The 13,673-nt window shown below is 42.1% G+C and carries 13 protein-coding genes; 12 read left to right on the plus strand and 1 reads right to left on the minus strand.

From position 1 onward, the window contains the following. Positions 1-18: 18 nt before the first annotated feature. The 12 genes from F601_RS0108070 to trpA all read left to right on the plus strand — a co-directional run bounded on the left by F601_RS0108070 (position 19) and on the right by trpA (position 12,830). Positions 19-1,194 (plus strand): 3-phosphoglycerate dehydrogenase family protein, encoded by a 1,176-nt coding sequence (locus F601_RS0108070; RefSeq protein ID WP_018165169.1) that lies wholly within the window; start codon positions 19-21, stop codon positions 1,192-1,194. A gap of 47 nt (positions 1,195-1,241) precedes the next feature. Continuing rightward, complete coding sequence (locus F601_RS12470) at positions 1,242-1,763, plus strand: methylated-DNA--[protein]-cysteine S-methyltransferase (RefSeq protein ID WP_040833495.1); 522 nt, start codon at positions 1,242-1,244, stop codon at positions 1,761-1,763. 11 nt (positions 1,764-1,774) lie between these two features. Then, positions 1,775-2,128, plus strand: coding sequence for an arsenate reductase family protein (locus F601_RS0108080; RefSeq protein WP_018165171.1), 354 nt, complete (start codon positions 1,775-1,777; stop codon positions 2,126-2,128). A gap of 333 nt (positions 2,129-2,461) precedes the next feature. Next, entirely contained in the window at positions 2,462-4,474 is a 2,013-nt protein-coding gene (locus F601_RS0108085) for a M13 family metallopeptidase (protein WP_018165172.1), read from the plus strand. A gap of 606 nt (positions 4,475-5,080) precedes the next feature. Then, a complete protein-coding gene (gene trpB / locus F601_RS0108090) occupies positions 5,081-6,259 on the plus strand; it encodes a tryptophan synthase subunit beta (protein ID WP_018165173.1) in 1,179 nt (392 codons plus the stop codon). Between the two features lie 279 nt (positions 6,260-6,538). After that, positions 6,539-7,894, plus strand: a complete 1,356-nt coding sequence (trpE, locus tag F601_RS0108095) for an anthranilate synthase component I (RefSeq protein WP_018165174.1) — start codon at positions 6,539-6,541, stop codon at positions 7,892-7,894. Next, the gene (locus tag F601_RS0108100; RefSeq protein WP_018165175.1) at positions 7,891-8,469 is read left to right on the plus strand and encodes an aminodeoxychorismate/anthranilate synthase component II; all 579 of its coding nucleotides are present in this window, start codon (positions 7,891-7,893) and stop codon (positions 8,467-8,469) included. The genes trpE and F601_RS0108100 overlap by 4 nt, the downstream gene beginning before the upstream one ends. A gap of 39 nt (positions 8,470-8,508) precedes the next feature. Next, positions 8,509-9,513, plus strand: coding sequence for an anthranilate phosphoribosyltransferase (trpD, locus tag F601_RS0108105; protein WP_018165176.1), 1,005 nt, complete (start codon positions 8,509-8,511; stop codon positions 9,511-9,513). After that, entirely contained in the window at positions 9,510-10,277 is a 768-nt protein-coding gene (gene trpC, locus F601_RS0108110) for an indole-3-glycerol phosphate synthase TrpC (protein ID WP_018165177.1), read from the plus strand. The genes trpD and trpC overlap by 4 nt, the downstream gene beginning before the upstream one ends. Further along, positions 10,264-10,845: a phosphoribosylanthranilate isomerase gene (locus F601_RS0108115; RefSeq protein WP_018165178.1), complete on the plus strand. Its 582-nt coding sequence runs from the start codon at positions 10,264-10,266 to the stop codon at positions 10,843-10,845. Before trpC ends, F601_RS0108115 begins: the two co-directional genes overlap by 14 nt. After that, positions 10,842-12,044 carry a tryptophan synthase subunit beta gene (gene trpB, locus F601_RS0108120; protein ID WP_018165179.1) on the plus strand — a complete coding sequence of 401 codons (1,203 nt, stop codon included), beginning with the start codon at positions 10,842-10,844 and terminating at the stop codon, positions 12,042-12,044. Before F601_RS0108115 ends, trpB (F601_RS0108120) begins: the two co-directional genes overlap by 4 nt. 3 nt (positions 12,045-12,047) lie before the next feature. Further along, the gene (trpA, locus tag F601_RS0108125) at positions 12,048-12,830 is read left to right on the plus strand and encodes a tryptophan synthase subunit alpha (protein ID WP_018165180.1); all 783 of its coding nucleotides are present in this window, start codon (positions 12,048-12,050) and stop codon (positions 12,828-12,830) included. A gap of 68 nt (positions 12,831-12,898) precedes the next feature. Here trpA and F601_RS0108130 read toward each other — a convergent pair whose 3' ends face one another. Next, positions 12,899-13,570: a prepilin peptidase gene (locus F601_RS0108130; protein ID WP_018165181.1), complete on the minus strand. Its 672-nt coding sequence runs from the start codon at positions 13,568-13,570 to the stop codon at positions 12,899-12,901. Positions 13,571-13,673 lie beyond the last annotated feature (103 nt).

The following is a 13,673-nucleotide window of genomic DNA, read 5'->3' on the forward strand; positions in this document are numbered from 1 at the left end:
TAATAAAGAGGTATTCAAATGGTATATAGTGTTAAAACATTCAACAACATCAATCAAATCGGTTTGAAGGAATTGGGCAATAAATTCCAAATTGACGGAGATAAGGCTGACAATCCAGATGCCTATATCATCCGTAGTCAAAACTTGCACGAAGTTGACTTCCCATCTAACTTGAAAGCTATTGCTCGTGCAGGTGCAGGAACAAACAATATTCCTATTGACCAAGCAACAGAAGCAGGGATTGTAGTCTTCAACACACCCGGTGCTAATGCCAATGCCGTAAAAGAAGCTGTTTTGGCATCAATTCTCATGTCAGCGCGTGATTATATTGGAGCCAATGCCTGGGTTAATACACTGACAGGCGATGATGTTCCTAAACAGGTTGAAGCTGGTAAGAAACAATTTGCTGGTACTGAGATTTCTAAGAAAACTCTAGGTGTTATTGGGCTTGGTGCCATTGGTGGGCGTATTGCTAACTATGCTCAGCGTCTTGGCATGGAAGTTTACGGTTACGATCCATATGTCTCTATTGACACAGCTTGGAATATTTCACACCATGTTAAACGTGTGGATGATTTGAAAGTGATTTTTGAGAACTGTGACTACATCACCATTCATGTGCCATTGACAGATCAAACCCGTCATACCTTTGATGGCGCAGCCTTTGCCCAAATGAAGAAAGATACAGTTATCATCAACTTCGCTCGTGGTGAGTTGGTGGATAATGCAGCTCTCTTTGATGCTATTGAGGCTGGTGTGGTTAAACGTTATTTCACTGACTTTGGTACAGAAGAGCTCCTTAATAAGGATAAGATTACGGTCTTCCCTCACGTTGGTGGGTCTACTGAAGAAGCTGAACTTAACTGTGCTATCATGGCTGGTAAAGAAATTCGTCAGTTCATGGAGACTGGTGAGATTACGAACTCTGTCAACTTCCCTAATGTGCATCAGGCCTTGACAGCACCTTATCGTATTACGCTTATCAATAAGAACGTTCCTAATATTGTTGCTAAGATTTCGACAGCTGTTTCTGACTTGGGTATCAACATTGATAATATCATTAACCGTTCAAAAGGTGACTTTGCTTATACACTTTTGGATCTTGATGAGTCTGACAAGGATAAAATTGATCAGTTGGTGACAAACTTTGAAAATAGCGACAATATTGTGCGCGTGCGTTTGATTACCAAATAAAAATTATGCTGGGAAGCTTTCCCGGCGCTTTTTGGTATAATGGAATTATGTTAAGAAAGCAAAACTATAACTCACCCCTAGGTGATATGATTTTGATAGTTGATGAGAGTGGCTTGTACGGTGCCTGGTTTATGGGACAAAAGTATGACCGTCTCGGTTTTGAGGATTTGGAAATAGCAGAGCAGTCTAGTTCTATTTTATCAGAAGCGCAAGCTTGGTTAGATGCTTATTTTGCGGGTCAAGAGCCTGACTTTTGTCCGCCCTTGTCGCCACAGGGCAGCCCATTTCAGCAAAGGGTTTGGCAGGAGCTGGTGAAGATTCCAGCAGGATCTACGGTGACCTATGGTCAGCTGGCAGAGCTTCTTGGCTGCAAGTCAGCCCAGGCTGTGGGTGGTGCAGTTGGTAAGAATCCTCTGAGCATTTTCATTCCCTGTCATAGGGTTCTTGGAAGTCAGGGCCAATTGACGGGCTATGCAGGAGGTTTAGAGCGCAAGGTCTGGCTTTTGGAGCATGAGGGTTTGAGTCTTGATGACAAATCGAGAGTAGTTTTGAGGAAAAAGAATGACTGAAGGAGACAAATATGTATACTTTTTATGAATATCCCCCTTGTAGCACTTGTAAAAAGGCTAAGGCTGAGTTAAATGCCTTAGGTCTTGATTTTGAGACTGTCAATATTAAGACCAACCCTCCTCAAGTGGAACTTCTGCGTGAACTTTTAGAAAAATCTGATTTGGACTTGAAGAAATATTTCAATACCAGCGGTCAATCCTATAGAGCCTTGGGTTTGAAGGATAAGTTTGACAGCATGACTGTGGATGAAGCCTTGGAGCTTTTGGCAGCCGATGGTATGCTTATTAAGCGTCCTATCTTGATTAAGGATGGTAAAGTGGTGCAAATTGGTTATCGCACGCCCTATGAGGACCTTAATTTATAAATTAATACTCTTCGAAAATCAAAATGATAGAAGGTTAAGGCTTCTTGCCTAGCAACAGCTATGTTTGCGTCGGCTTGATTCCTCTAATTTTGATTTTCATTGACTATAAATGCTGGAGCTGGACTTGAAAAAAGTCTAGTTTTTTATTTTTTGAAATTTTTTTCAGATAGGGACCTGCTTTTTTAGGAGAACATTTCTCCAAAATTTGGTGAAAAGTGATGATTTTTTGCTAAAAAATGACCATTCAGGACTGTTTAATGACATTTCAGGATATGAACGGTTTTTATGTGCTTTTTATGAGATAATAAATTATCGTTTTTGAGGAGGTTTATTATGAAAAAAAGAACTAAAATTATTCTAGCATCAACTGGTGCTGTAGCTGTTCTTGTTTTAGGAACTGGGGGTTATATGGTCTATCGTACCATTGTTCCTCGGGATATTGCTATTGATGACAATGCGAGCGCACAATCAAATTTTTATCAATACATTAATAAAGACTGGCTAAAAACAACTGAGATTCCTAGTGACCAAGGAATTCAAAATGCTTTTGGTGAGATTTCTGATGCAATTGAAGATAATTTGAAAAAAGATGTTAAGGATTGGGTATCTGGGAAAGTTGAAACGACAAGTAATGACCAGAAAGAATTTGTTGAATTATACCAGTTAGCAACTGATTTTAAACAACGTGAAAAAGATGGTGTAGAGCCTGTTAAGGTCTACTTAGATCGCGTTGAAAAACTCTCTTCTTTTGAGGAGTTCAAAGAAGCTATCCCTGATTTGATTCTTGAAAATTTTTACCTGCCATTCTCGATTGTGGTTTCTTCTAATCCTCATGATTCTACAGCTCATATGATTGACTTATCTGGTCCAACGACGATTTTGCCGGATGTTTCATATTATCAGAATGAGGCAACGAAAAAGCAGTTGTTGAGTGTTTATCAAAAGTCGGCTGAGAAAGTCCTCACCTTGATGGATTATAGTGAAGAAGAAGCTAAATCATTGGTTGAAGACACTATTGCATTCGATGCCTTGATTGTTCCATATATGCCAAGCAGTGAAGAACTAAGTGAGATTGAGAATAGTGTTAATGTCACTGCAAGCTCGGAAGTTAAGAAATTTTCTAAAACTCTTGCTTTTGATCAGTTTATTAATCAATTAGTAGGACAAGAAGTGGATGAAATAAATGTATCAACCCCTAAATACATGAATGCAGTAGATAAGATTGTCAATGAAAAGAATTTCAAACTCATGAAATCTTGGATTTTGGTTTCTGAGGCTATGAGTTCTGCCCCTGCTTTAACAGAAGACTTACGACAAGCGAGTTCTGAATTTGGTAAGTTTTTGACAGGTGTAGCTGAGACACCTTCAAAAACGGACTCTGCCTTCACTGCTACTACAAATGTTTTCGCGGAAACGATTAGTGTTCACTATGGTCAAAAATATTTTGGTCAGGCAGCCAAAGATGATGTGACCAGTATGATTGATGGGATTATTGAAGTCTATAAGAGTCGTCTTTCCCAAAATGACTGGTTATCAGAGGATACTAAGACAGCAGCAGTCCGTAAATTGGACAGTATGAATTACTACATTGGCTATCCAGAAGAAGTGTCCGAAGCAACAAAAGAAATCGACATTGACCCAGAAAAAACCTATTATGAAAACCTCGTTATGCTTGGACGTGATGCTATTACCTATAATTTTGCAAAATACAATGAACCAGTGGATAAATCTCAGTGGGGCATGCCATCTTATATGGTAAATGCTTATTACACTCCGATTGAAAATGCCATTTATTTCCCAGCTGCAATCCTTCAAGCACCATTTTATGCTGCAAAGCAGAGCAAGGCTGAGAATTATGGAGGTATTGGAGCGGTCATTGGGCATGAGATTACCCATGCCTTTGATAACAATGGTGCCCAGTTTGACGAAAAAGGGGATATGCAAGACTGGTGGACCAAGGAAGACTACAAGGCCTTTGAAGCCAAAACAAAGGAAATGGAAAATCTTTTTGATGGTATTGAAATCTACGGCTCTAAAGTCAATGGTAAATTGACGGTTAGTGAAAATATTGCTGACGCCGGTGGCCTCTCAGCATCCTTTGAAGCATTGAAAAAGGTTGATAGTCAAGCAGACGCCAAAGAATACTTTGAAAACTGGGCTCGTATTTGGCGTCAAAAATCAACAGAGCAGATTGCCCAGTACTTGATGACTGTGGATACTCACGCTCCAAATGAATTGAGAGCTAATGTCCAGCTTAAAAACTTTTCAGCCTTCTATCAAAGCTATGATATCAAAGAAGATGATCCAATGTACCTAGCGGAAAAAGACAGAGTTAGTATTTGGTAAGTTTAGGTTGTGTTGAATTATTAGTGAATATTTTCGGAAAAAACAAGAAAATATATGAAAATTCCATATATTTAGAAAATTTCAACAAAACACTTGACAGGCATTTTAATGCTGTGTATAATAATACTCAATCAGAAAGTAGCATGAGAAAGTTTCCAGGGAGCTCGTGGTTATTGTGAACGAGTAACGAACTGATGTGAAAATTGGGCTGATGGTAGAATTGTGAAGATAGTGATTTTCAGGTTGGCACCCCTTACCGTGCAACTCCTTGTTAGAGGAGATAGAGATGACGAGAAGAAGTATTCTCGTTAATTGAGGTGGCACCGCGTTCATCAAGCTGAAACGCCCTCACACAGATTTTTCTGTGTGAGATTTTTTGTTTTTCGGAAATCGATAAAGCCTTCATTTTTCTAGTAGTAGGATATATAGGGAGCACCCCTTATCGTGCAACTCCTTGTTAGAGGAGGTAGAGATGGCAAGAAAAATACTTTCTTGTTAATTGAGGTGGCACCGCGCTAATCAAACTTAGACGCCCTCACACAGATTTTTCTGTGTGGGGATTTTTGTTTATAAAAAATACAGATATCGAAAAAAGGAGATAGGATTATGACAGTAGAAAAAGGATTTTTTGGGGAATTCGGTGGGAGCTTTGTTCCTGAGGCTATTCAAAACTTGTTAGATGAGTTAGAAGTGACCTTTGAAAAATATCGTAATGATCCTGACTTTTTAGCTGAATTAAATTATTATCTCCAAGATTATTCTGGCCGTAAGACGCCACTCTATTATGCCGAAAGTCTGACCAAACATTTGGGAGGGGCAAAGATTTACCTTAAGCGTGAAGATCTGAATCACTTAGGCTCTCACAAGCTTAACAATGTACTGGGTCAAATTCTCTTGGCAAAACGTATGGGAAAGACCCGTGTCATTGCTGAAACAGGGGCAGGTCAGCACGGGGTTGCAACAGCAGCTGCCGCAGCTAAATTTGGTATGGCCTGTGATGTTTACATGGGAGCTGAAGATGTCAAACGCCAGCGTCTCAATGTTTTCCGTATGGAAATGATGGGTGCTACTGTTCACTCAGTAGAAGAAGGAACAGCAACCTTGAAAGAGGCTGTTGATGCTGCATTTGGAGCATGGATGGCTGATTTAGATGCCTTTTATGTCCTTGGTTCTGCGGTTGGCCCTCACCCATACCCAACTATTGTTCATGAATTCCAAAAAGTGATTAGTGTCGAATCTCGTCAACAAATTTTGGATAAGGAAGGTCGCCTTCCTGATGCTGTGATTGCCTGCGTTGGTGGTGGATCAAATGCTATTGGTGCCTTCTCTCAATATGTGGATGATCAAGAAGTAGCACTCATTGGTGTAGAAGCAGCGGGTCATGGTGTTGATACCGATAAGCATGCGGCTACCATGACTAAGGGAACAGTGGGTATTGTTGATGGTATGAAGACCTATGCCCTCTTTGAAGAGGATGGAAGTATTGCTCCGGTTTATTCTATCTCAGCAGGTTTGGATTATCCAGGGGTTGGTCCTGAACATGCCTTTCTCAGAGCATCAGGTCGTGTAGACTATGTTCCTGCCACTGATGATGAAGCAGTTCAAGCTCTGCTATTGCTTTCAAAAACCGAAGGTATTATTCCTGCTATCGAAAGTTCTCACGCTATTGCTGAAGCCGTTAAGCGTGCTCCTAAGATGGACAAGGACCAAATCGTTATCATTAATGTTTCAGGTCGTGGGGACAAGGATGTGGCAGCTATTGCCGATTATTTAGAAGAAAAATAAAGATTTCAGAAAAGTAATTTTGTAAAATGTCCAGAGAGTATGTGGTTGCTGTGAACATACCATCTCGCTTAATGAAAATTGGGCTGAAATCCTACTTGGAGGATAAGACATATTCCTCAGGGTAGCACCCTTTATCGTGCAGCTCCTTGTTAGAGGAGGAAGAGACGACAAGAAAATATCATTTCTTGTTAATTGAGGTGGCACCGCGCTAATGTGATTTAGACGCCCTCACACAGAGTTTTTTCTGTGTGGGGTTTTTATATTGTAAAGGAGAAAGAGATGCATAAGATTTTGACAGCCGATACCCTGACCCCAATTCTTGCTTATATGCGGATTCAGGGCAAACATAAAGTGATTTTGGAATCCATTCCCCGCGAAAAAGAGCAGGCTCGCTTTTCTATCATCGCTTATAACCCTGTTTTTGAGATTGTTTATCAGGATGGGATTTTGTTGGAAAATGGCAGAGCTGTCGAGGCTGACCCACTAGATTATCTAAGTCGCTTAACCGTTAAAACTAAGCCTTCTGATCTTCCTTTTGCAGGCGGAGCGATTGGTTTCATTGGCTATGATATGATTGGTCTTTATGAGAATATTGGTCAAATTCCAGAGGACTTCGTTGGCTTACCAGACATGCATTTCTTTATTTACGAGTCTTATCTGATTTTTGACCACAAGATGGAGAAGGTTCATGTCATTGAAGACAATCTCTACAGTGGTCGTGATAATGACAGTCTCAGACAGGCCCTTGGCCAGGTCATTAAAGAGTTACAGACACAAGCCCCCAATGAGTTTTCACCTCAAGAGTTAGAATCCCTCATCTTCAAAAATCATATTGAAAAAGAGACTTTTGAAGATATGGTTCAAAAGGCCAAAAATCTTATTCGCCAAGGGGATATGTTCCAATGTGTCCTAAGCCAACGCTTCTCGGCTGATTTTACAGGGGATCCACTTGATTATTACCGTAATTTGCGCGTGACTAACCCTTCAAATTACCTTTACTTCTTTGATTTTGAGGATTATCAAGTTATTGGTGCCAGTCCAGAAAGTCTCGTCTCTGTTAAGAATGGTGTGGTCACAACAAATCCTATCGCAGGAACTCGTCCTCGGGGTGCCAACGATGAGGAAGATAAGGAATTAGCTGAAGACTTATTGGCAGATCTCAAAGAAACAGCTGAGCATCGTATGTTGGTTGACTTGGGACGAAATGACATCGGAAGAATTGCCAAAAATGGGACTGTCAAGGTCAGCAAGTACATGGATGTGGAATATTTTCGCTATGTGATGCATCTAACCAGCGTGGTCAAGGGGGAACTCTTGGATGAGTTGACAGCTATGGATGCCTTGAAAGCAACGCTTCCGGCTGGGACAGTCTCAGGAGCACCTAAGATTCGTGCCATGCAACGTATTTATGAATTAGAAAAAGAAAAACGTGGCCTCTATGCTGGCGCAATTGGCTACCTGTCTGCTTCGGGTGATATGGACTTTGCCATTGCCATCAGGACCATGATTATCAAAAATCAAAGGGCCTACGTTCAAGCAGGAGCAGGGATTGTCTACGATAGCCAGCCTGAAAAAGAATTTTACGAAACCATCAACAAGGCCAAGGCCATGACAAGAATTGGAGATCGAAAATGATATTACTGATAGATAATTATGACTCATTCACCTATAACCTAGCCCAGTATCTGGGAACATTTACCGAGGTTAAGGTGCTTCGCAATGATGCAGAAGCTCTTGAAGAAGAAGCTCAGAAGGCTGATGGCTTGGTCTTTTCACCAGGGCCAGGTTGGCCAGCTGACGCAGGCAAAATGGAAGAGCTTATCAAAGCCTTTGTCGGTGTAAAACCTATGCTTGGTATTTGTCTAGGGCACCAGGCCATCGCAGAAAGTTTTGGAGGCAAGTTAGGTCTAGCTAAAAATGTCATGCATGGTAAGCAGAGCCAGATTGACATTGTTCAAGCTTCGCCTATTTTTCAAGGACTAAGTCAAGAAATGCCCATCATGCGATATCATTCCATTGTAGTTGAAGAGATGCCAGCAGATTTTATAGTTACTGCCAGAACTCAGGATGACAATGAAATCATGGCCTTAGAACACCAAAACTTGCCTATCTACGGTCTTCAATTTCACCCTGAAAGTATTGGTAGCCCAGATGGTCTCAAAATGATTGAAAACTTTGTAAAACTAGTCGATTCTTATGAAAATCAATAGATTGTAATTGTGAGTCAAGCCTTTAGATGGAGGATGATTATGAAAGCTATTTTAAACCAAATTAGTAAACACCAAGCCTTAACTGAAGAAGAAATTCAGGCTGTCTTTGAAGAAATCCTTAACAATAACTTCAGTGAAAGTCAGATTGCAGCCTTTCTTATGGGACTGAATGTTAAAGGAGAAACAGCATCTGAGATAACAGGAATTGTTAGAGCCTTGAAAAAACATGCGACCCAGCTACCTCAAGACTTTACAGATGCCATGTGTAATTGTGGTACTGGCGGTGACCAATCTTATAGTTTCAATGTGTCAACGACATCTTGTTTTATTTTAGCGGCAGGAGGCATTCGCATGGCCAAGGCTGGTAATCGCTCGGTATCATCCAAGTCTGGCTCTGCCGATGTCCTTGAGGCTCTTGGAATCAATGTAGCTGCCTCACCAGATGTGCTGGCAAAAGCCTTGGATGAGGTTGGTTTGGCCTTTGTCTTTGCTCAGACCATGCACCCCGCCATGCGCTTCATTGGTCCAGCTCGTCAAGCCTTGGGAGTTCCAACTGTTATGAATTTAGTGGGGCCCTTGGCTAACCCTGTTGATTTGGAAACTCAGCTTATGGGGATTTACCGTGAAGACTTGCAGGGAGTAGCAGCCCAGGCTATGAAAGAACTTGGCCGCAAGCGTGGGCTAGTTATCACAGGTCCAGATCATATGGATGAAGCAGCCCTTTACGGGACTAATACCTATACACTCTTAGAAGATGGAAAGATTAGCCAGCACAGCTTTACTTATGAGGATCTGGGAATGCCTAAGGTTGAACTCAAGGATATCGTGGGTGGAGATGCTGAGGAAAATGCTGAGATTCTCTTGAGCGTTCTCAAAAATCAGCCTAGCCCTTACCTTGAAACAGCTGTTCTTAATGCTGGTCTTGGTTTTTATGCTAATGGCAAATCAGATTCAATTAAGGAGGGAGTGGACCTAGCTCGCCAGATTCTAGCAGATGGTTCAGCCCTAGCCAAACTCCACCAACTTCAGGAGGTCCAAGTATGAGCCAAACCTTTCTCCCAAAAATTTTAGCAGAAAAGAAAAAAGAAATTGCAAAGCTTGACATGGAAGACCTCAAGCCCCTGCGTCAAACTTATAGACTCTATGACTTTCTCAAGAGTCACCAAGAAAAATTGCAAATCATTGCTGAAGTCAAAAAGGCCAGTCCTAGCTTAGGTGATATCAATCTGGATGTCGATATAGTGGCTCAAGCTAAACTCTATCAAGAAGCAGGAGCAGCCATGATTTCTGTTCTGACCGACCAGGTCTTCTTTAAGGGACACATTGATTATCTAGCTGAGATTTCTGGTCAGGTCACTATCCCTACTCTAGCTAAAGATTTCATTATTGATGAAAAACAAATTGTTGCTAGCCGTAATGCAGGAGCCACAGTTATTCTTCTCATTGTAGCTGCCCTTTCTGAGTCACGACTTAAGGAGCTTTATGATTTTGCGACCGGATTGGGCCTAGAAGTCCTCGTTGAAACCCACAATCTGGCTGAATTAGAAGTGGCTCACCGTCTGGGAGCACAGATTATCGGTGTCAATAACCGAAATCTTGTCACCTTTGAGACGGACATCAATACCAGCTTGACCTTATCGACCCACTTTAAAGAAGAGCCTGTCTATGTCTCAGAATCGGCCATCTTGACCAAGGAAGATGCCCAGCTATTAGCTCCGTTTTTCAATGCTATCTTGGTGGGAACTGCCCTCATGCAGGCCGACAATGTTTCAGACAAGCTAAAGGAGTTAAGAATTGACAAAGGTTAAAATTTGCGGACTAAAGACTCCAGAGGCTGTGGCTGTGGCGGTTAATAGCGGAGCTGATTACATAGGCTTTGTCTTTGCTCCCAGCAAACGACAGGTCACTTTGAAGCAAGCTCATGACTTAGCTGAAGGAATTCCAAAATCAGTCAAAAAAGTTGGTGTCTTTGTCAGTCCAAGTTTGCAAGAATTGAATCAGGCCATCGCCTCAGTCCCACTTGATTTAGTTCAGATACATGGCGACTTTGATGAGAGCCTTTTGGAGCAAGTATCTGTTCCAACGATCAGAGCTTTTCAAGTGAGCCAGGAAGTGGCTGTCATAAACAGCCCAGCCAATTTTCTGCTCTTTGATGCTCCCATGGCAGGGAGTGGCCAGACATTTGACTGGCACTTATTGGCGGACAAGGAAATCAAGAAGCCTTTCTTCATCGCAGGCGGCTTGACAGTGGAAAATGTGAGAGAAGCGCAAGCCCTTTTTCAGCCCTATGCTCTAGACGTGTCTTCGGGTGTGGAGACGGACGGGGTCAAGGACCTGACTAAAATCAGACAATTTATAGAAAGAGTGAAAGCATGACATATAATCAACCAGATGCAAAAGGATTTTACGGAAAATTTGGGGGGCAGTTTGTTCCAGAAACGCTGATGACGGCGGTGATTGAGTTGGATCAGGCCTACCGTGAGGCTAAGGAAGACCCTAGTTTTCAAGCAGAATTAGATGAATTACTCAAATACTATGTGGGGCGTGAGACTTCACTCTACCATGCTAAACGTCTCAGTAAGCATATCGGTGGAGCGCAAATTTACCTCAAACGTGAGGACCTCAACCACACAGGTGCCCACAAAATCAACAATGCCCTAGGTCAAGTTCTTCTGGCTAAGCGTATGGGTAAAAAGAAAATTATTGCTGAGACAGGAGCGGGACAACATGGTGTTGCCACAGCAACAGCTGCAGCCCTCTTTGATATGGACTGTACTATCTATATGGGAGAAGAAGATGTTAAGCGTCAATCCCTCAACGTTTTCCGTATGGAGTTGCTGGGGGCCAAGGTGCACTCTGTGACAGATGGTTCTCGTGTTCTGAAGGACGCTGTTAATGCAGCTCTTAGAGCTTGGGTGGCTGGTATTGAAGATACCCACTACATCATGGGTTCTGCTCTTGGACCAGCACCTTTCCCAGAGATGGTTCGTGATTTTCAATCAGTTATTGGTAAGGAGGCCAAGCGCCAATTTACGGAATTGACAGGAAAAGACCTGCCAGATGCGGTTATGGCTTGTATTGGCGGCGGCTCAAATGCTATCGGTATGTTCCATCCATTCGTTAATGATGAATCGGTTGCCATGTATGGAGCTGAAGCATCTGGACTTGGTTTGGATACCGATAAGCATGCGGCAACCTTTGCTAAGGGACGTCCAGGAGTGCTTCATGGTTCTCTTATGAATGTTCTACAGGACGCTCATGGTCAGATTATGGAAGCTTTCTCTATTTCAGCAGGTTTGGATTATCCTGGCGTTGGACCTGAGCATTGCTATTTTAATGAGATTGGTCGTGCGACTTATGATTCTATTACAGATGAGGAAGCCCTTGAAGGATTCAAACTGCTCTCTCGTCTTGAAGGGATTATTCCGGCCCTTGAGTCCAGCCATGCCATTGCCCTAGCCCAGAAGGTTGCTAAGGACATGAGTCCTGAGCAAAGCTTGATTGTTTGCCTCTCAGGGCGTGGTGATAAGGATGTTATACAGGTTAAAGAGCGTTTTGAAGCAGAAAGGAAGTAAGCGATGACTAAGACATTAAGCAGACATTTGGAGGCTATCAAGGCAAGTGGAAAGGGCATTTTCGTGCCCTACATTATGGCTGGGGATCATCCTCAAGGCTTGGATGGGCTCTTTGAGACCATTAATCTTTTGGAAAATAGCGGAGCTTCTGCCATTGAAGTGGGGATTCCTTTTTCAGATCCTGTAGCTGATGGACCAGTTATAGAACTGGCAGGGCAGCGCAGCTTAGCGCGTGGAGTCACTCTGACAGACATCATTGATACCTTAAAATATCAACAAAGTCAGGTTCCCTTGGTCATCATGACCTACTTCAATCCACTTTATCAATATGGCATTGAAAAATTTGTTCAAGATTTGGCTGACACATCAGTCAAGGGTCTGATTATTCCAGACCTGCCTTATGAACACCAAGATTTTATCCAACCTTATCTGATTGACACTGATGTGGCCCTTGTTCCTTTGGTGAGTTTGACAACAGGTCTTGATCGTCAGAAGAAACTAATTAAGGATGCTCAAGGATTTGTCTACGCCGTTGCCGTCAACGGTGTTACTGGTAAGGCAGGTAACTACCGGGATGATTTAGATGGACATTTAGCAAGATTGACTCAAGTTGCTGATATACCAGTTCTAACAGGTTTTGGCGTCTCAAGTCAGGAAGATATTGAACGTTTTAACGCAGTCTCAGACGGCGTCATTGTAGGTTCAAAAATAGTTAAAGCCCTCTATGAAGGCAAAGAAGATGAAGTGACTGATTTTGTTAGATTTGCTTCATCTTACCAAAAATAAAACGAATCCGTTAGGGTGGCCTAGCGGATTTTTTGAGGGTCAATAGCGTTAAATGCATCTAGTGTTTATTAAGGGAATATTTGCAGGTCAGTCATAATTTGGACTGCCTGGACAACTAGATAGGCTAGTGACAGATAGGGGACAAAGGGAATACGTTTATTCTTGTGGAAAATGCAGGCTAGAATCCCAAATAAGCTAGCTAGCTGGATTACCCAGAGCAGGCTCTGCCAGTTCACAATCAATGCAAGACTAGACAGATAGAAAAAGTCACCGCTTCCGATACCGATGTCAAAGAGCTCTGCTATGATTCCTAAAAGAAAAAGGATAAGGGCTAGGGTCTTGATGCCGGAGAGAGTAAGGAGAAGGGCTGTAGCCAGGATCCAAATGATGACTGGGAAAGATTGGTCTTTGATATCATAGAGGCTGAGGGTAAGGCTGAGCATGAGGGCCAGTAACTGGGCTAGGTTCAGGTAATCAAGTCCATAAAGGATGAAGGTAAGTCCTAAGGCGATTTCTATGATTGCATAGGATTTTGGGATAGAGACTCCACAAAAGCGACAGGCAGACCTGTTGATAAGTTGGGAAAAAATTGGAATCAAATCTCGGACTTGTAAACATTGTCCACAGGAATCGCAATGACTTTGTGGATAAATGATTGATTTTTCTGGGAATCTATCCACAAGTAAGCCGATAAAGGAGCCAAAAGATGCTCCAAGCATAAAAAATAAAAAGATTGTCATATCTATCTATTCGAATTCTAGACTTAAAAGTTGAGATTAGCCTAAATTTTTTTAAGAAGTGACTTGGACATAGTAGTATAATAGATTTAGATAGAGCAAAGGA

Source organism: Streptococcus henryi DSM 19005 (genome assembly GCF_000376985.1).
In the GTDB taxonomy this organism is placed as follows: Bacteria; Bacillota; Bacilli; order Lactobacillales; family Streptococcaceae; genus Streptococcus; species Streptococcus henryi.

Excerpts from the sequence above, each read along its gene's own strand:
- F601_RS0108070 (WP_018165169.1), top strand. The coding sequence starts at position 19 with ATGGTATATAGTGTTAAAACATTCAACAACATCAATCAAATCGGTTTG.
- F601_RS12470 (WP_040833495.1), top strand. The coding sequence starts at position 1,242 with ATGTTAAGAAAGCAAAACTATAACTCACCCCTAGGTGATATGATTTTG.
- F601_RS0108080 (WP_018165171.1), top strand. The coding sequence starts at position 1,775 with ATGTATACTTTTTATGAATATCCCCCTTGTAGCACTTGTAAAAAGGCT.
- F601_RS0108085 (WP_018165172.1), top strand. The coding sequence starts at position 2,462 with ATGAAAAAAAGAACTAAAATTATTCTAGCATCAACTGGTGCTGTAGCT.
- trpB (WP_018165173.1), top strand. The coding sequence starts at position 5,081 with ATGACAGTAGAAAAAGGATTTTTTGGGGAATTCGGTGGGAGCTTTGTT.
- trpE (WP_018165174.1), top strand. The coding sequence starts at position 6,539 with ATGCATAAGATTTTGACAGCCGATACCCTGACCCCAATTCTTGCTTAT.
- F601_RS0108100 (WP_018165175.1), top strand. The coding sequence starts at position 7,891 with ATGATATTACTGATAGATAATTATGACTCATTCACCTATAACCTAGCC.
- trpD (WP_018165176.1), top strand. The coding sequence starts at position 8,509 with ATGAAAGCTATTTTAAACCAAATTAGTAAACACCAAGCCTTAACTGAA.
- trpC (WP_018165177.1), top strand. The coding sequence starts at position 9,510 with ATGAGCCAAACCTTTCTCCCAAAAATTTTAGCAGAAAAGAAAAAAGAA.
- trpB (WP_018165179.1), top strand. The coding sequence starts at position 10,842 with ATGACATATAATCAACCAGATGCAAAAGGATTTTACGGAAAATTTGGG.
- trpA (WP_018165180.1), top strand. The coding sequence starts at position 12,048 with ATGACTAAGACATTAAGCAGACATTTGGAGGCTATCAAGGCAAGTGGA.
- F601_RS0108130 (WP_018165181.1), bottom strand. The coding sequence starts at position 13,570 with ATGACAATCTTTTTATTTTTTATGCTTGGAGCATCTTTTGGCTCCTTT.